Origin of the sequence: Marinobacter sp. NFXS9 (assembly GCF_040148665.1) — a bacterium.
Lineage (GTDB): Bacteria > Pseudomonadota > Gammaproteobacteria > Pseudomonadales > Oleiphilaceae > Marinobacter_A > Marinobacter_A mangrovi.
On record NZ_JAGDDW010000001.1, the window covers coordinates 583,363 to 600,361 of the forward strand.

Sequence of the window (16,999 nt, forward strand, 5' to 3'; positions counted from 1 at the left end):
CCGCAATCCCTTATCATAGCAGTCTACATCCACCGACCGCAGCCGCAGATTGCCATGTTCTCTATCGTTCCCATTCCGGCCTTCAGTGACAATTACATCTGGTGCATCGTTGATGACGCCACACGCACCGCCGCGGTTGTCGACCCCGGCCAGGCTGAACCTGTCCTCCAGTTTCTGAAAGCCCGGAACCTGGAATTGGACACGATCCTGATCACCCATCACCATCCCGATCACGTGGGCGGTGTCAAAGAGCTGGATGCGGCCTTCGATCCGGACATCTACGGCCCCGCCGATTCGCCCTTCAAGGGCAGCAAGGTTGCCCTTTCGGAAGGCGATACGGTGAATTGGCACGGGCTGAGTTTTCAGGTCCTGACCGTACCCGGGCACACCCTGGATCACATCGCCTATCACACTGCCCAGACCGACATCGACGAAGCGCCAGCTCTCTTCTGTGGCGATACCCTGTTTGCCTGCGGCTGTGGTCGCCTGTTCGAAGGCAAGCCGGCGCAAATGCGCCACTCGCTGGCAAAACTCCGGGCCCTGCCGGCCAATACGCGGGTCTACTGCGCCCACGAATACACTCTTGCCAATCTGCGTTTCAGCCGGGACCTGCTGCCTGAAGACGATGCGCTGGAAGCGTTCGAGATCGCCTGCAAGCAGAAACGCGAGAATCAGGTACCTACACTGCCCACCACGCTGGAGGAGGAAATCGCCCTGAATCCGTTTATGCGCTGGGACGATCCGGCTGTTGCAGCCGCCGTCGAAAAGCGCCGGATTGAGGTCGATCCTGCTTTACGTGGTGAGGACCGGATCTTTGCACAAGTCCGAAAAGCGAAGGACTCGTTCTGATAAAAGTCGTTACATGATCTGACGTTAACGTAATAAGCGCTGTATTGACCCTCAGAAAAGGGTTCTCATAGAATCCAGCGAAGCTTCGCCGCTTGACGGGCGCGTCACTGTTTTTCGGGGGCGTTTTTTTGGTCCGTCAGCCCTTATTTCCGGACAATTTATGACTGTAGCAAGAATAACCACAGCCCTGCTGATCGCCACCGTTCTGAGTGGCTGCCAAACGTTCACCGGCCAGGGCGACAACGATTCCCTCAGCGAAAGCGAGCTGCTGGAATCCGAACACGTCTCGGTGCCGGCCGGTGACGATGAACTTCAGGCCTCGGTCGAAGGCCATCCCTCCGAGGACGACACCACCGAGCTGGACGATTCCATCGAACCGTCCCTGAAATCGAAAGCCGCCAAGGCCCGCGAACGCCTGGAACAGCCCACCGAAAACAACGTCGCCGGCGAAGACGTGGCCCACGATCTGTGGAGTCACCTGCGCGAGCAGTTCGGCATGGATCTGACCCTGGACAATGAGCGCATCGAGCAACAGCTGCGCTGGTACGCCAGCCACCCGCGCTATATCGACCGCGTCGCCAAACGGGCCCGCCGCTACCTGTACTACATTCTCAAGCAGACCGAAGATCGTGGACTGCCGGCCGAATACGCCCTGTTGCCGGTGGTGGAAAGCGCCTACGATCCGTTTGCCTATTCTCACGGTCGCGCTGCAGGACTCTGGCAGTTCATCCCGTCCACGGGTCGGGTTTATGGCCTCAACCAGAGCTGGTGGCACGATCAGCGGCGTGATGTCATCGACGCCACAGACGGCGCGCTGGAATACCTGGACGCCCTCGCCGATCGCTTCGATGGCGACTACATGCTGGCGCTGGCCTCCTACAACAGTGGCGCCGGCACCGTCTTGCGCGCCATTCGCCATAACAAGGCCCGCGGCTTGCCGACCGACTACTGGGCTCTCGACCTGCCCCGGGAAACCCGTGCCTACGTCCCCAAGCTGATCGCCATCGCCAAGATTATCGACGATCCGCAGGCCTACGGCGTTACCCTGCCGCCGATTCCGGACAAGCCCTATTTTGAAGTGGTGGATACCGGCTCCCAGATCGACCTGGCCCAGGCCGCGAACCTGGCCGGTGTCGATATCGAGGAAATCTATCTGCTGAACCCGGCCTATAACCGCTGGGCCACTTCACCCGAGGGCCCGCACCGTCTGCTGGTCCCGATCGATAACGCCGATCAGTTCCGCAAGGGGCTGGCCAGCCTGGATCCTTCCGAGCGGGTGTCCTGGAAGAACTACAAGGTGCGCGGCGGCGACAGCCTGATCAAGATCGCCCACAGCTTCGGCACCACGCCGGATGTCATCAAACAGGTCAATCACCTGCGCTCGAATCTGATTCGCGTGGATCAGCGTCTGCTGATTCCCACCTCGACCAAAGGCAACGCCAGTTACGCCCTGAGTGCCAACGAGCGCCTGAAAGACAAGCAGGCGTCGATCAACCGCAATGCCAAAGGAACTCGCATCGAGCATACCGTTCAAAGGGGGGACACTTTCTGGGATATTGCACGTGACAATCACGTCAGCGTCCGCCAGCTCGCCCGCTGGAACGGTATGGCGCCGGGCGATCCGCTCATTCCAGGCAAGCGCTTGGTGATCTGGTCCAAGGATCCCGACACGCAGCAACTGGCCATGGCGGGACGCCGCAGTCCGTCCGAGATGATGCGCAAAGTCGGCTATCGCGTGCGGAAAGGCGATTCCCTGGCGCGGATTGCCAGTCGCTTCAACGTAAACGTGAAAGACATCGCAAGCTGGAACAGCCTCAACCTCAACAATTATCTCCAGCCCGGACAAAGTCTGGTACTCTACGTCGATATTCGCCGAAGTCCCTGACCGCTAACACATTGACGTGACGGTCAGTCCGAACGAAAAAGAGCGGAATCCATGATCAGATTTTCTCAGACCGTCATTACCCTGTTTCTCCTGCTGACCGGCATGGCCCTGCACGCTGCAGAGGCCGTGCACGGGCTTGCCATGCATGGTGACCCGAAATACGGTCCCGACTTCAAACACTTTGACTACGTTAACCCGGACGCGCCCAAAGGCGGCACGCTGCGGTTGAGCATTGTGGCCAACGGCTACGACTCGCTGAACCCGTTTGTGCTCAAGGGTGTGTCGGCGGCCGGGCTCCAGACTTACGCTTATGACAGCCTGCTCACGGAATCCGCCGATGAGCCCTTCACCATGTATGGGCTGATCGCCAAATCCGTGGAAACCCCGGAAGACCGCTCCTACGTCACGTTCCATCTCCGTCCTGAGGCCCGCTTCTCCGACGGCGAACCAATCACCGCCGAGGACGTGGCCTACACGTTTCATCTGCTGATCGACAAGGGACATCCGTTCTTCCGCAGCTACTACGCGGAAGTCAAAGATGTGAAGGTGCTCGACAAATACACCGTCCGCTTTGATTTCGGCGACACCCAGAACCGGGAATTGCCCCTGATCCTCGGTCAGATGCCGATCCTGCCCAAGCATTACTGGGAAAAGCACGATTTCGAGGAATCCGGCCTCACCATCCCGGTCTCCAGCGGGCCCTACACGATCGAGAAATTCGACGCCGGCCGTTCGATCACCTATAAGCGGAATCCGGATTACTGGGCCCAGGATCTTCCAGTGAACGTCGGTCGCAACAACTTCGACGAAGTCCGCTACGACTACTACAGTGACGACACCGTCGCCCTGGAAGCCTTCAAGGCCGGGAACTACGATTTCCGCCTGGAGTCGTCCGCCAAGAACTGGGCTACCGGCTACACTGGCGACGCCCTCTCGTCCGGCAAGATCATCAAGGAAGCCATCCATCACGGCCGCCCGGTGGGCATGCAGGCTTTCGCCATGAACAGCCGCCGTTTCCCTTTCGACAACCCCAAGGTCCGCGAAGCACTGGCATACGGTTTCGATTTCAACTGGGCCAACCAGAACCTGTTCTACGGCCAGTACACCCGAACCCAGAGCTTCTTTGAGAACAGCGACCTGGCGTCCTCAGGGCTGCCCAAGGGCGAGGAACTGAAGCTGCTGGAGCCCTATCGCGACCAGTTGCCGCCGGAAGTGTTCAATAAGGAATATCATCCCCCGTCGACGACCAACGGTACCTCCCTGCGCGACAACCTGCGCACGGCCATCACACTGCTGCGCGACGCCGGCTTTGAGATTCGGGACGGCAAGATGGTCGAAAAATCGTCTGGCCGCCCGCTGAAATTCGAGATCATGATTTTTCAGAAGACCTTTGAACGGGTGATCCTGCCGTTCAAGAAAAACCTGGCCAAACTGGGTATTGAGGTTGATGTACGTCAGGTGGACACCAGCCAGTACATCCGGCGCCTGCGCAGTTTTGATTTTGACATGGTGGTCAGTTCTTTCCCCCAGTCCGATTCCCCGGGCAACGAGCAACGCGACTACTGGCACTCGTCGAATGCTGACGAGCCCGGCTCCCGCAACATCCTGGGCGTCAACAGCCCGGTGGTCGATGACCTGGTGGCCAAAGTGATCCAGGCACCGGACCGCCAAGCCCTGGTAGACCGCACTCACGCTCTGGATCGGGTCCTGCTGTGGGGACACTACGTGATTCCCCAGTGGTATCCGGCCGTGGACCGGGTCGCCTACCGGAACAAGCTGGCGCGACCGTCCAACACGCCGAAGAACGGCATTGATCTGAGCCGCTGGTGGGTCAAACCCTGATTCCTTCTCGCCTGCAAGAGGAAGCTGCTGACTGATGGGTGTTTACATCCTGAGGCGTCTGTTGCTGATCATTCCCACTCTGGTCGGCATCATGCTGTTGAACTTCGTGATCGTCCAGGCCGCTCCGGGCGGACCCATTGAACAATTCATCGCCCAGATGCAGGGCATGGACAGCGGCGCCCTCACCCGGGCCGGCGGTGGCAGCGGCTCTGAAGTCAGCGGCGGGCAAGGTAGCGGTGACCAGCAAAGCCGCGGTGCCAAGGGCATCCCGCCAGAGTTGATTGCCGAAATGGAGGAGCAGTACGGCTTCGACAAGCCGCCGGCGGAGCGCTTCTTCAAGATGCTTAAGGACTACGCCACCTTCGACTTCGGCGACAGTTTCTTCCGGGACAGCTCCGTCACTGGCCTGATCATCGATAAACTCCCGGTTTCCATCTCGATCGGGCTCTGGTCGACACTGGTGATCTACCTGATCTCGATCCCCTTGGGCATCCGCAAGGCGGTCATGGACGGCACCCGTTTCGATGTCTGGACCAGCTCGGCCATTATCGTCGGTTATGCGATCCCGGGCTTCCTGTTCGCCATCCTGCTGATCGTCCTGTTTGCCGGCGGCAGCTATCTGGACTGGTTCCCACTGCGCGGCCTGACCTCCACGGACTTCGATACGATGACCTGGTACCAGAAGATCGGCGACTACTTCTGGCACCTGGCTCTGCCAGTGACGGCAAACGTCATCGGCGGTTTTGCCACCCTGACCCTGCTGACCAAAAACTCCTTCCTCGACGAGATCGGCAAGCAGTATGTGGTGACCGCCCGCGCCAAGGGTCTGGAGGATCGCCGTATCCTCTACGGTCATGTGTTCCGCAACGCCATGCTGATCGTCATTGCCAGCCTGCCGGGCCTGCTGGTGATGCTGTTCTTTACCGGGTCGCTGCTGATTGAAGTGATCTTTTCCCTCGATGGACTGGGGCTATTGGGCTTCGAAGCGGCATTGAATCGGGATTATCCGGTCATTTTCGGGACGCTCTACATTTTTACGCTGATGGGGCTGGTGCTGAAGCTGATCAGCGACCTGACCTACGTCCTGGTGGACCCGCGTATCGATTTCGAAAGTCGGGAGGGCTGATATGAAAGGCATCCCGCTGTCCCCGATCCAGCAGCGCCGACTGCGCAATTTCCGCAACAATCGCCGGGGCTACTGGTCGCTCTGGATCTTCCTGGTGCTGTTCACGGTGACGCTGTTTGCGGAGCTGGTGGCCAACGACAAGCCGCTCGTTGTCAGCTACAAGGATTCGATCTATTTCCCGGTGGTGCAGACCATCAGCGAAGAAACCTTCGGCGGCTTCCTGCCCACCGAGGCGGATTACCGGGACCCCTACATCGCCGACGAGATCAACGCCAACGGCTGGATGATCTGGCCGCCGATCCCGTTCAGTTACGACACCATCAACTACAACCTCACCGTGCCCTCGCCCGCGCCGCCCTCCGAGGTTAACTGGCTGGGCACCGACGATCAGGGTCGCGACGTCTTGGCCCGGCTGATCTACGGGTTTCGTATTTCGGTGCTGTTCGCCCTCACGCTGACGTTCTTCAGCTGCATCGTCGGGGTCATCGCCGGTGCCCTGCAAGGCTTCTATGGCGGCAAGGTGGATCTGCTGGGGCAGCGATTCGTGGAGATCTGGTCGGGACTGCCGGTGCTTTACCTGCTGATCATTCTGTCCAGCATCGTACAGCCCAACTTCTGGTGGTTGCTGGGCATTATGCTGCTGTTCAGCTGGATGGGGCTGGTCGACGTGGTCCGCGCTGAATTCCTGCGCGCCCGGAACTTCGAGTACGTGCGTGCCGCCCGGGCGCTGGGGCTGGACAACCGCACCATCATGTTCCGCCACATGCTGCCGAACGCTATGGTGGCCACCATCACCTTCGTCCCGTTCATCCTGACCGGTGCCATTACCGGCCTCACGTCCCTCGACTTCCTGGGGTTCGGACTGCCGCCGGGGTCGCCGTCACTGGGCGAGCTGATCGCCCAGGCCAAAGCCAACCTGCAGGCTCCGTGGCTGGGCCTGTCTGCCTTCGTCACGCTGTCGATCATGCTGACCCTGCTGGTGTTCATCGGGGAAGCGGTGCGTGATGCGTTCGATCCGAGGAAGAACTGATATGGCCGCGTTCCTGGACATCCGCGACCTGTCCATCGCCTTTGATGGCAAAACCATTGTCGACCGGCTGTCATTCGCCGTGCCCGCCGGCAAAACCGTGGCCCTGGTCGGCGAAAGCGGCTCCGGCAAGTCGATTTCCGCCCTCTCGGTTTTGCGGTTGCTGGACGAGCGCCATGCCAGCTACCCGAGCGGCGAAATCCGGCTCGAGGGTAACGAGGATCTGTTGAAGGCCAAGCCGCAGCGCATGCGCCAGATCCGTGGTCGCCGCATCAGCATGATCTTCCAGGAACCGATGACATCGCTGAACCCCCTGCACACGGTGGAAAAGCAGATCGGCGAGACGCTCGCCATCCATCAGGGCATGCGACCCAACCAGGCCCGTAGGCGCACCCTGGAGCTACTGGAACTGGTGGGCATCCCGGATCCGGAAAACCGCCTGACGTATTATCCCCACCAGTTGTCCGGCGGCCAGAAGCAAAGGGTCATGATCGCCATGGCCCTGGCCAACGAACCGGAACTGCTGATTGCCGATGAGCCAACCACCGCGCTGGACGTGACCGTGCAACGCCAGGTGCTCGAGCTGTTGCGATCGCTCCAGGCGAAATTGGGCATGGCCGTTCTGTTGATTACCCACGACCTGTCCATTGTGCGTCGATACGCCGATGAGGTCGTCGTAATGGAAAAAGGGCGATGCGTTGAGTCCGGCCCGACGGAAACCGTCTTCCAGTCACCCACTCAGGCCTACACCCGGATGTTGCTCGAATCCGAGCCGGGGACACCACCCGAGCGCCGGACCGGAGCAGCCGATGCCATTCTGCAACTGGATAACGTCAACGTCCGCTTTCCGCTGACCAAGAGTTTCTTCGGTCGCCCCAAATCCTGGCTCCATGCCGTGCAAGACATCAGCCTTTCGGTTCGACCCGGCGAAACCCTTGGCATCGTCGGCGAAAGCGGCAGCGGTAAAACCACGCTGGGTATGGCGTTGATCAAGCTGGTGCAAAGCTCCGGCGGGATTCGCTTCCGGGGGCAATCGATCGAGAATCTTAATCAGAAGGAATTCAAACCACTACGCAAGGATATTCAAGTGGTTTTTCAAGACCCCTATGGCAGCCTGAGCCCGCGAATGTCGATTGCGGAGATCGTCGGCGAGGGCTTGATGGTCCACTTGCCCGATCGGCAGGACGAGCACGAGGCGATGATTATCCAGGCCCTGAAGGATGTAGGCCTGGACCCGGAAGCCCGGGATCGCTATCCCCACGAGTTTTCCGGCGGACAACGTCAGCGGATCGCCATTGCCCGCGCCCTGGTGCTGCATCCGTCGGTGATTCTGCTGGATGAACCCACGTCGGCGCTGGATCGCTCGGTCCAGAAGCAGGTGATCGAGCTGCTGCGTTCCCTGCAGGAACGCTACCGCTTGAGCTATCTTTTTATCAGCCACGACCTGGCCGTTGTACGCGCACTGGCTCATCAGGTGCTGGTGATGAAAGACGGCAGCGCAGTGGAGTACGGTGACGCCAGTCAGGTCCTGAGAGCGCCGCAAAAGGAATACACCCGCAACCTGCTGGAAGCCGCCTTCTTCTATCAGGATGCTGAGACCGGTGAAGTGCGGACCCGTTAACCGGCACGTTTGCGACATCCGTTGAGCCCAGAACAGCCGCGCCAGCGGCTCTTAGACGAATAGCGAGTTAAACGACGCACGCCGATCGGTGACAATGCGTTATACCAACGAATCAGGAGATCCTCCATGGGAATTCTTAAAGGAAAACGCGCCCTCATTGTTGGGGTAGCGAGCAAGCATTCCATCGCTCACGGCATTGCGGAAGCCTTCCACCAGCAAGGCGCCGAACTCGCCTTCACCTACCAGAACGAAAAGCTTCGTTCGCGGGTCGAGGGTTTTGCCAAAGAATGGGGTAGCGAGCTGACCTTCCCCTGTGACGTCGCCGACGACGCCGAGATCGAGGCCGTGATGGAATCCCTGGGCAAACACTGGGACAGCATCGACATCATCGTTCATGCGGTCGGTTTTGCACCGGCACACGAGCTGAACGGCAATTACGTCGACGTGACCACCCGCGAAGGTTTCAAGATCGCCCACGACATCAGTTCCTACAGTTTCGTGGCACTGGCCAAGGCCGCTCGCGGCATGCTCAAGGGAAACAGCGCGCTGCTGACCCTGACCTACCTGGGTGCCGAGCGCGTGCTGCCCAACTACAATGTGATGGGCCTGGCCAAGGCATCGTTGGAAGCGAACGTGCGCTATATGGCTGCCGGCCTGGGCCCGGATGGTATCCGCGTCAACGGCATTTCCGCCGGCCCGATCAAGACACTGGCTGCCTCCGGTATCAAGAGCTTCCGTCGCATGTTGCAGGAAAACGCCAACCGGGCGCCGCTCAAGCGCAATGTCACCACTGAGGAAGTGGGCAACACCGCAGCCTTCCTGAGCTCGGACATGGCCAGCGGTATTACCGGCGAAATCCTCTACGTGGATGCCGGCTTCAACATCACCGGTATGGGCGCGCTCGAAGAGTAACCCTTTGCCGGCCTCGTTGGCGCCCCACTCTGCCGGGCGCCAACCGCCTCTCCTCTCCCTGTTTGTCGAACTCCATCACTGTTCCCCCCTGTAAAGTTAAGTAACCTCGGGGCGTGCTTAATGGAGTGAATGACATGCGCCTGACCGTCCGTTTCCTGTTCCTGATCCTGCTGCTGGCTTGCGGCCTGTCCGGCTGTTCCAGCATCGGCTCTGCCATGAAGGCAAGCCCGTCGCTGGCCAACGCCACCGGCTTTGCCGATATACCCATGCCGTACCTGGAAGAACGGTACGAGAACGATCAGTCCCGCTTTATGGACGTCAACGGCTACCACATTCACTATCGCGACCAGGGCCAAGGCGACACCATCATCCTGCTGCACGGCATCTTTTCCGCCCTGCAAACCTGGGACGGCTGGGTCGACGAGCTGAGCCGCACCCATCGCGTGATCACCCTGGACATGCCGGGCTACGGAATGACCGGCGCGCCAGAAAATCCGGACGACTTCGACGAAGCCAACATCGTGAATACGTTTGCCAAGTTCGTGGAGCGGCTGGATCTGGATACCTTCACGCTGGCCGGCAATTCCCTGGGTGGTTTTGTCGCAGCCAGTTACGCGGCGCAATACGCTAACCGGGTGGACCGGCTGATCCTGCTGGATCCCTTCGGCTACCCGCAGGATACCCCCTGGCTGCTCGACCTGGGCACCTCGTTCCCGATCCAGTTCCTGGGACAATATGTCCAGCCGCCGGTGATCATCACCATGACGCTGCGTTGGGCCTATGGCGATCCGCGTCGCATGAAGGAGAAAGACGTGCGACGCTACGTGCAGATGTCACAGCGCCCGGGCGCCCGGCCGATCTACATGAAAACCCTGGAGATGGTGGAGGAACGCGCCGAGAACGACGCGCCCCTGCCGTTTTACCGGATTACGGCGCCCACCCTGCTGATGTGGGGCGAGGACGATGACTGGGTGCCGCTGGAGCTCGCTCAGCGCTGGCTGGACGACCTGCCGAACGCCCGACTGGTCACTTATCCGGGCGTTGGCCATATTCCCATGGAGGAGGTGCCGGAAGATACGCTCAAGGACGCCGAGCGCTTCCTGTCACAGGGGCTCGACCCGTTCCCCAAAGCACTGGCGGGCGCCCGGCACTCTTCGGAAGTCGAGACGCCGGCGGGCGGTTAGTCGTCTTCCAAGACCCGGATCATGGTCTCCAGCCATTCCAGGACCGCCGTGTCATCGGACTCCAGAACCTGCAGACCGACCTGCCAGGTGCCGTCATCAGCGGGGCGGCACCAGACCACCTCGACCATCAACGGATACAGCGTTTCCTGACCGGCCTGCACCAACTCCACGGTGGCCGGCAGGATCGCCCCATCCGGGAACGGTTCCGACGCAACGATACGAATCCCACGGGCAGACAGGTCAGAGGTGTAGCAACGCAGGAAGCGCGGTTTGCCGCCGACATCCGGTTCCGCAGACTCCAGTTCAAGGCTGATAGTGACCCGGCCGGTCAACCGGAACTCCCGCCGTTGTTCGTTTTCGGTTTCGGGCTGATTCCCGAATTCGTAGTCCATGCCACTCATCAGCGCCCCACCCTGATTCGGCCGACAACCCGTGACAGCGTGTCTTCAAACTCCGCCTCACTGCTCATGACCCGCGCCTGGCCACCGGCGATGGCCTCAACCAGTGCATCGGCGACCATTTCAGTGCGGTTCAGTCCCAGGCGATCGACAAACACCAGTTTGCCGGTCGCGTTCAGTCGCACCGCCAACTTCAGCTTGCGGGCCTCCTGGGACGGATCGGCCGCATCCGCCGCTACGGCGATCCAGTTACCAAGTTTGAGTGCGTCAACCTGGCGGCGCGCCATATCCAGCCGCTCTTTTTTCAGGCGAGTCTGCTCGGCCTCTTCGCGGGCGCGTTCCTCAGCCTCTTCACGGGCTCTGGCCTCAGCTTCCTCTGCGGCGCGACGCGCTTCTTCTTCCTGGCGCTTCTGTTCGGCCATCGCACGCTCTTCACGGACCTTGGCCGCCTGAGCCTCGGCTTTGGCGCGGGCTTCACGGCGTTTTTCCACCTGCTTTCGCAGCACCTGTTCCAGTTTGCCCACCGTGTCCGAGACCACGTCGCCGAAATGATTGATCGGCGGCAGACTCTGCAGGCGCCCGCGCGCTATGCTGTCGCGGAAGTCATGCCAGCTCATCAAACCCAGTTTGACGCCTTCACCGTTGGTCCAGAGGATCTCCTGGGCTTCCTCAAGATAAGCGAAAAAGAACTGGCGCTGCTGTGCCTCATCCTCGCCTTCGACAAACCACAAGCCTTCGTAGGGCCGGACTTCTGCCGAATCGATGGGCGTGGGGTTCAGCCAGCGTGGTTCGTAGGTGAAGTTGCCGACCGGTGCGAGATCCACAGGCGTGCCTCGCAGACGGGCCACCATGATTTCCTCGATACCCTGCAGGGCATCCGCCGGCAACTTCTCCTGCTGTACGCGAGCCCAGACTTCATTGATCTTGTCGCTCAGTTGTTCACCGACGTGGTAGAGCTTGTCCCGCTCCTTGTCGGAGAGCTTGGGGTCGGACACCCAGATCATCCATTCCAGCAACTTGGCCGCATGGCGACCGTTGTCGCTGGCCAGGCCATCGCTCCAGATCACCTGTCGCAACAGCGGCAGCCAATAACGCTCAACGAAGACAATCACCGCGGGCGGTAATTCTCGCCGTCCCAGCGCCCGACCGACCACCGCACGAGCCATCTGCTCGGCGGCGCGTTGCCGCGCTGCACCGCGCTCAGTCTCCAGCAGGCGTTGTCGTAGCCTGTCGATGCGGCCTTCCTTCTGGGCCTGCTCTTTATGCCAGTCACGGGCAAAGGTCTGAAAGGGTGCCAGATTGCGCTCATCGAGACAGCGGTTGCCCACATCAAGCAGGGCATCCAGCCAGCCCGACACCTGGCGCGCGGCGCGGCCGCCCGAATCGCTCCAGCCGCGCAGGGTATGCAGGCTATCCAGCCACCCGTGAACCGGACTGTCGGCACCGATGGCAGAGGCACCCTGTTCACTGATTTGCCACGCGAGAATAAACCGAAGACGCGCGCAACGACGCACGAGGGTCGCGTGCAGACCCGAGGTCTGGAGGAAGACATCCATGATGCGATCGGCCAGATAAGCCGCATTCACCTGACGTACCGACCAGGTTTCCCCCACGGCAGAGAGGACGTCGATGACGCGCTTGTCCTGCTGTTCGCGCCAGCAGTCGGCCAGTAAAGGCAGCCAGTCAGGAATGACATCGTCCTGCTGACGCGCCACCGGATACGGCAACTCCGGCACACGAATGCCCTTTAATATTGCCTGAACCAGTTCCGGATGCGGCTGTTGGGCACCACTGGCCTGACGGCCTGGGGGTTGAGCCATGAAAATCGGGTTTCCTGTCATTCGGTTATCGTCGGCTGGAGGAACAGTCTTGAAGGACCGACGACACAGCAGCTAAAGCAGCGGTCTATTGCAGCACGCAAGACCGGTCGAGTCCAGCACCTGAAATGAAACGCAGCAGGATATCCGGACCGTCGTTGCGATAACCCCATAGGATGTCTCGATACTTGTAAGGGTAGGCCAAAAGCAGCAGATTGGATCAATAATTCACGCACCTGGCGGTGCCTGTCACAAACACCGTGCGGGCAATTGCATTGGTGTGTTTAATATCGCAGTATATTCGCCCCTCAACTCATCACAATAACGCCGGTAGTCCAGTGAGAGAGCGGGTTCCGGGTGACCGGACCGTCTGATGACCGCCCACCTCACGACGCGACACCTGACTTTAAGAAGCTGTCGCAAGCTGCTGATTTTGGAGAAGACAACGTCATGTCTGACAAGCAGATCGAAAACATCAACGTCGCTGCCCAGGAGCCGCTGATCACACCGGACGCGCTCAAGCAGGAGATGCCCCTGTCAGAGAAGGCAGCGGAAACCGTCGCCGCCGGACGCGAAACCATCAACAACATCCTGGACGGCAAGGATCATCGCCTGTTTGTCGTCGTTGGCCCCTGCTCCATCCACGATGTGAAAGCGGCGCGCGAATACGCCGAAAAGCTGAAGGCTCTGGCGGATGAGGTGAGCGACACCATTTACATCGTCATGCGCGTCTATTTCGAGAAACCGCGGACCACCATCGGCTGGAAAGGTCTGATCAACGACCCGCACCTGAACGACTCGTTTGATATCGAGCAGGGCCTGCACATCGGTCGCCGCCTGCTGCTGGACATCGCCGAGCTGGGCCTGCCGGCCGCCACCGAGGCGCTGGACCCGATCTCACCGCAATACCTTCAGGATACGATCTCCTGGTCTGCCATCGGGGCACGGACCACCGAGTCCCAGACTCACCGTGAGATGAGCAGCGGCCTGTCCATGCCCATTGGCTTCAAGAACGGCACCGACGGCAGCCTGGACGTGGCGATCAACGCCATGAAATCCGTCTCTCACCCGCACAGCTTCCTGGGCATCGACCAGAAGGGCCAGGTGTCCATCATCCGCACCAAGGGCAACAGCTACGGTCACGTGGTCCTGCGTGGCGGCGGTGGCAAGCCCAACTACGATTCCGTAAACGTGGCGCTGTGTGAAAAGGAACTGGAGAAATCCGGCCTGCGCAACTCACTGATGGTGGATTGCAGCCACGCCAACTCCAACAAGGACCCGGCGATCCAGCCGCTGGTCATGCAGGATGTGGCGCACCAGATCCTGGAAGGCAACCGCTCGATCCAGGGCCTGATGGTGGAAAGCCATCTGAACTGGGGCAACCAGTCCATTCCGGACAACCTGGACGACCTGAAATACGGCGTCTCGGTCACCGATGCCTGCATCGACTGGGAGACCACCGAGAAAGCCCTGCGCGACATGCGCGAAAAACTGAAGGATGTGCTGCCGAAACGCATTCAGCAGTGATGCATTAAGCGATTAACGGAAGGCGCCTGCGGAAACGCAGGCGCTTTTTTGTGGGCGACAGAACGTCAAAAGAAACGTTGACTAGCTCCGGGCGATCCAATCGAGCTTGTCCCGCAGACTCACCACCTCACCGATGATGATCAGAGTGGGGGCTTTCACCTCGCTGGCGGCCACCCGGTCCGCGATCGTATCGATCGTTCCGGTGACAACCACCTGCTCCGGCGTAGTGCCTTTTGATACCAGCGCCACCGGCATCGATGGCGCCATACCGTGGGCCATCAGCTCGCGAGCGATGATCGGCAAACCCACCAGCCCCATGTAGAAGACCAGCGTCTGGTTGCTTTGGACAAAATCCCGCCAGGGCAACTCACAGGTGTCGTTCTTCAGGTGGCCGGTCACGAAGCGAACGGATTGCGCGTAATCCCGGTGAGTCAGCGGAATGCCCGCGTAGGCCGAGCAACCCGACGCGGCCGTGATTCCGGGCACCACCTGGAATGGCACGCCCGCTTCAGCCAGCGTTTCGATCTCTTCGCCGCCGCGACCAAAGATAAACGGATCCCCGCCCTTGAGTCGCACCACGGTGCGACCTTCCTGAGCCAGTTCGACCAGGCGTTGGTTGATCTCTTCCTGGGGCAACGTATGCCTGGAGCGTTGCTTGCCAACATGGATCATTTCCGCGTCGGCACGTACCCGGCTCAGGATTTCCCGGGACACCAGCCGGTCGTAGAGCACCACGTCGGCCTGGGCGATGACTCGCAGGGCTTTGAGGGTCAGCAGGTCCGGGTCACCAGGGCCCGCACCAATCAGGAAGACCTCACCCCGAGGGCCACGGCCTTCGGCACTGCGGAGCGCGGTATCCAGCTCGCGGTTGATGGCGTCCGCCGACATCTGATGGGCACGACTGACCAGCGGGCTATCCAGGAGCCGATACCAGAACCCGCGGCGTTGGTGTGGCGTGTCGAGAACCTGATTTAGGTCGCCTTTGGCCAACATGGCTTGCAGGACATCGGTCAGGCCTTCCGGCAGCAGTGTATCCAGACGCTGGCGCAACCAATTGGCGACCGTCGGCCAGCGGCCACCGGTATCGACGGTGACCCGCAACGGGCCCCGCTGAACGGTCGCCGGGAACTGGACCCGGGCCCGCGGGTGATTCCCCGGCATCCAGATCGGCACATCGGTGGCGATTTGCGATAACCAGCGCTCATCGCGGCCCGCGTTGCCGGAATCGATCAGGACCAAACCAAAGTCGTCGGATGACAGAACGGTATCGCTGGCCGGTTCGGGACAACATTCACTGGACGCGGGCGCCTCGTCAGGCAGGCGGTCATGACCGAGCCAGACCACGCGGGCGCCCTGATCGGCGCAATACCGGGCCTTGGCAAGCAGCCGCGGCCCGCTGCCGAGACAGCCGACGACAGGTTGGTCAATGCGAAGGGAAACTGTCAGGCTCAACTCTATCTCTCCGTTCCTTGACCACCTGCGTCGGCCGATGGTCTCAAGGCTTTATGACATCCAGTCCGCCCATGTAAGGCTTCAGGACCTCGGGCACGCGGATGCTGCCATCCGCCTGCTGGTAGTTTTCCATCACGGCGATCAGTGCCCGTCCCACGGCCAGACCGGACCCGTTCAGGGTATGCACCAGTTCCGGTTTACCGGTCTCCGGATTGCGCCAGCGCGCCTGCATACGGCGAGCCTGGAAATCCCGGGTGTTGCTGCAGGAGGAAATCTCCCGGTACTTGCCCTGCCCCGGCAGCCACACTTCCAGGTCGTAAGTCCGGGCGGCAGAGAAGCCGATGTCACCGCCACACAGTTCGACCACGCGGTAAGGCAGTTCCAGCTTCTGCAGGATGGCCTCAGCGTGACCGGTCAGAGTCTCGAGGGCCTCCTCGGAATCCTCCGGGCGGACAATGTGGACCAGTTCCACCTTGTCGAACTGGTGTTGGCGGATCATGCCGCGCACGTCCCGGCCGTAGGAACCCGCTTCGCTGCGGAAACACGGCGTATGGCAAACCATCCGCAACGGCAACTCTTCAGCCTTGAAGATGGTGTCGCCCGCCAGGTTTGTTGCAGGTACTTCCGCGGTCGGGATCAGGTACAGCGGGTTGTCGCCGTCCATGCGGAAGAGGTCTTCCTCGAACTTGGGCAGTTGCCCGGTCCCGTACAGCGTATCGGCATTCACGAGGTACGGCAGGTAGGTCTCACTGTAGCCGTGCTCGTCCGCGTGGGTGTTGATCATGAACTGAGCCAGGGCCCGGTGCAGGCGGGCAATCGGGCCGCGCATGACGGCAAACCGGGACTGGGCCAGTCGCGCTGCGGCGTCGAAATCCAGGCCACCAATGGCCTGCCCCAGGTCCACATGATCCTTCGGCTCAAAATCAAGCTCAGCGGGCGTCCCCCACTGGCGCACTTCGACGTTGTCGTCCTCGTCTTCGCCTTCCGGCACGGACGGGTCCGGCACGTTGGGAATGCCGGACAGGAAGTCGTTCAGTTCGGCCTGAAGCTGGCGCAGCTCGTCTTCGGCCTCGCTACGCTGGCGTTTCAGGTCATCGACCGCGGCCAGCAGCGGCTGGATATCCTCGCCGGCGGCCTTGGCCTTGCCGATGGATTTCGATCGCTTGTTCTGCTCACTCTGAAGCTCTTCGGTCCGAACCTGAAGGGAACGGCGACGGGATTCCAGGGACTGGAAGGTCTCGACGTCGAAGGTGTAGTGGCGCACGGCCAGGCGTCGCGCAATGTCTTCAGTCTGGCTTCGAACAAGTTTGGGATCGAGCATGATCGTCCTGTTAACTTCGGGTGAATAGAACGCACCGT

The 16,999-nt window shown here is 60.7% G+C and carries 13 protein-coding genes; 9 read left to right on the forward strand and 4 right to left on the reverse strand.

Annotation, left to right across the window (positions count from 1 at the left end):
* Window positions 1-54: 54 nt before the first annotated feature.
* The 8 genes from gloB to J3364_RS02615 all read left to right on the forward strand — a co-directional run bounded on the left by gloB (window position 55) and on the right by J3364_RS02615 (window position 10,446).
* On the forward strand, window positions 55-849 hold the full coding sequence (gloB, locus tag J3364_RS02580; RefSeq protein ID WP_349556453.1) for a hydroxyacylglutathione hydrolase: 795 nt from the start codon (window positions 55-57) through the stop codon (window positions 847-849).
* Window positions 850-1,009: 160 nt separating this feature from the next.
* The gene (locus J3364_RS02585) at window positions 1,010-2,734 is read left to right on the forward strand and encodes a lytic transglycosylase (RefSeq protein ID WP_349556455.1); all 1,725 of its coding nucleotides are present in this window, start codon (window positions 1,010-1,012) and stop codon (window positions 2,732-2,734) included.
* Window positions 2,735-2,785: 51 nt separating this feature from the next.
* Window positions 2,786-4,576, forward strand: coding sequence for an extracellular solute-binding protein (locus J3364_RS02590; RefSeq protein ID WP_502882460.1), 1,791 nt, complete (start codon window positions 2,786-2,788; stop codon window positions 4,574-4,576).
* Between the two features lie 34 nt (window positions 4,577-4,610).
* Window positions 4,611-5,702, forward strand: coding sequence for a microcin C ABC transporter permease YejB (locus tag J3364_RS02595; RefSeq protein ID WP_349556457.1), 1,092 nt, complete (start codon window positions 4,611-4,613; stop codon window positions 5,700-5,702).
* Between the two features lie 10 nt (window positions 5,703-5,712).
* On the forward strand, window positions 5,713-6,732 hold the full coding sequence (locus tag J3364_RS02600) for an ABC transporter permease (protein ID WP_203141310.1): 1,020 nt from the start codon (window positions 5,713-5,715) through the stop codon (window positions 6,730-6,732).
* Window position 6,733: 1 nt separating this feature from the next.
* Window positions 6,734-8,350 carry an ABC transporter ATP-binding protein gene (locus J3364_RS02605; protein ID WP_349556458.1) on the forward strand — a complete coding sequence of 539 codons (1,617 nt, stop codon included), beginning with the start codon at window positions 6,734-6,736 and terminating at the stop codon, window positions 8,348-8,350.
* A 126-nt stretch (window positions 8,351-8,476) separates the two neighbouring features.
* Window positions 8,477-9,262: an enoyl-ACP reductase FabI gene (locus J3364_RS02610; protein WP_349556460.1), complete on the forward strand. Its 786-nt coding sequence runs from the start codon at window positions 8,477-8,479 to the stop codon at window positions 9,260-9,262.
* A gap of 134 nt (window positions 9,263-9,396) precedes the next feature.
* Window positions 9,397-10,446 (forward strand): alpha/beta fold hydrolase, encoded by a 1,050-nt coding sequence (locus J3364_RS02615; protein ID WP_349556461.1) that lies wholly within the window; start codon window positions 9,397-9,399, stop codon window positions 10,444-10,446.
* On the opposite strand, the gene J3364_RS02620 is transcribed toward J3364_RS02615, so the two are convergent.
* The gene (locus tag J3364_RS02620) at window positions 10,443-10,847 is read right to left on the reverse strand and encodes a PilZ domain-containing protein (RefSeq protein WP_349556462.1); all 405 of its coding nucleotides are present in this window, start codon (window positions 10,845-10,847) and stop codon (window positions 10,443-10,445) included. The genes J3364_RS02615 and J3364_RS02620 overlap by 4 nt on opposite strands.
* Window positions 10,847-12,664, reverse strand: coding sequence for a DUF1631 family protein (locus tag J3364_RS02625; protein ID WP_349556463.1), 1,818 nt, complete (start codon window positions 12,662-12,664; stop codon window positions 10,847-10,849). Before J3364_RS02625 ends, J3364_RS02620 begins: the two co-directional genes overlap by 1 nt.
* Before the next feature lie 447 nt (window positions 12,665-13,111).
* On the opposite strand from J3364_RS02625, the gene J3364_RS02630 reads away from it, so the two are divergent.
* Complete coding sequence (locus tag J3364_RS02630) at window positions 13,112-14,188, forward strand: 3-deoxy-7-phosphoheptulonate synthase (RefSeq protein ID WP_349556464.1); 1,077 nt, start codon at window positions 13,112-13,114, stop codon at window positions 14,186-14,188.
* Window positions 14,189-14,269: 81 nt separating this feature from the next.
* Here the strand turns inward: J3364_RS02630 and cysG are convergent, their stop codons facing one another.
* A complete protein-coding gene (cysG, locus tag J3364_RS02635; protein ID WP_349556466.1) occupies window positions 14,270-15,640 on the reverse strand; it encodes a siroheme synthase CysG in 1,371 nt (456 codons plus the stop codon).
* A gap of 43 nt (window positions 15,641-15,683) precedes the next feature.
* On the reverse strand, window positions 15,684-16,961 hold the full coding sequence (gene serS, locus J3364_RS02640; RefSeq protein WP_349556468.1) for a serine--tRNA ligase: 1,278 nt from the start codon (window positions 16,959-16,961) through the stop codon (window positions 15,684-15,686).
* Window positions 16,962-16,999 lie beyond the last annotated feature (38 nt).

Excerpts from the sequence above, each read along its gene's own strand:
- gloB (WP_349556453.1), top strand. The coding sequence starts at position 55 with ATGTTCTCTATCGTTCCCATTCCGGCCTTCAGTGACAATTACATCTGG.
- J3364_RS02585 (WP_349556455.1), top strand. The coding sequence starts at position 1,010 with ATGACTGTAGCAAGAATAACCACAGCCCTGCTGATCGCCACCGTTCTG.
- J3364_RS02590 (WP_502882460.1), top strand. The coding sequence starts at position 2,786 with ATGATCAGATTTTCTCAGACCGTCATTACCCTGTTTCTCCTGCTGACC.
- J3364_RS02595 (WP_349556457.1), top strand. The coding sequence starts at position 4,611 with ATGGGTGTTTACATCCTGAGGCGTCTGTTGCTGATCATTCCCACTCTG.
- J3364_RS02605 (WP_349556458.1), top strand. The coding sequence starts at position 6,734 with ATGGCCGCGTTCCTGGACATCCGCGACCTGTCCATCGCCTTTGATGGC.
- J3364_RS02610 (WP_349556460.1), top strand. The coding sequence starts at position 8,477 with ATGGGAATTCTTAAAGGAAAACGCGCCCTCATTGTTGGGGTAGCGAGC.
- J3364_RS02615 (WP_349556461.1), top strand. The coding sequence starts at position 9,397 with ATGCGCCTGACCGTCCGTTTCCTGTTCCTGATCCTGCTGCTGGCTTGC.
- J3364_RS02620 (WP_349556462.1), bottom strand. The coding sequence starts at position 10,847 with ATGAGTGGCATGGACTACGAATTCGGGAATCAGCCCGAAACCGAAAAC.
- J3364_RS02625 (WP_349556463.1), bottom strand. The coding sequence starts at position 12,664 with ATGGCTCAACCCCCAGGCCGTCAGGCCAGTGGTGCCCAACAGCCGCAT.
- J3364_RS02630 (WP_349556464.1), top strand. The coding sequence starts at position 13,112 with ATGTCTGACAAGCAGATCGAAAACATCAACGTCGCTGCCCAGGAGCCG.
- serS (WP_349556468.1), bottom strand. The coding sequence starts at position 16,961 with ATGCTCGATCCCAAACTTGTTCGAAGCCAGACTGAAGACATTGCGCGA.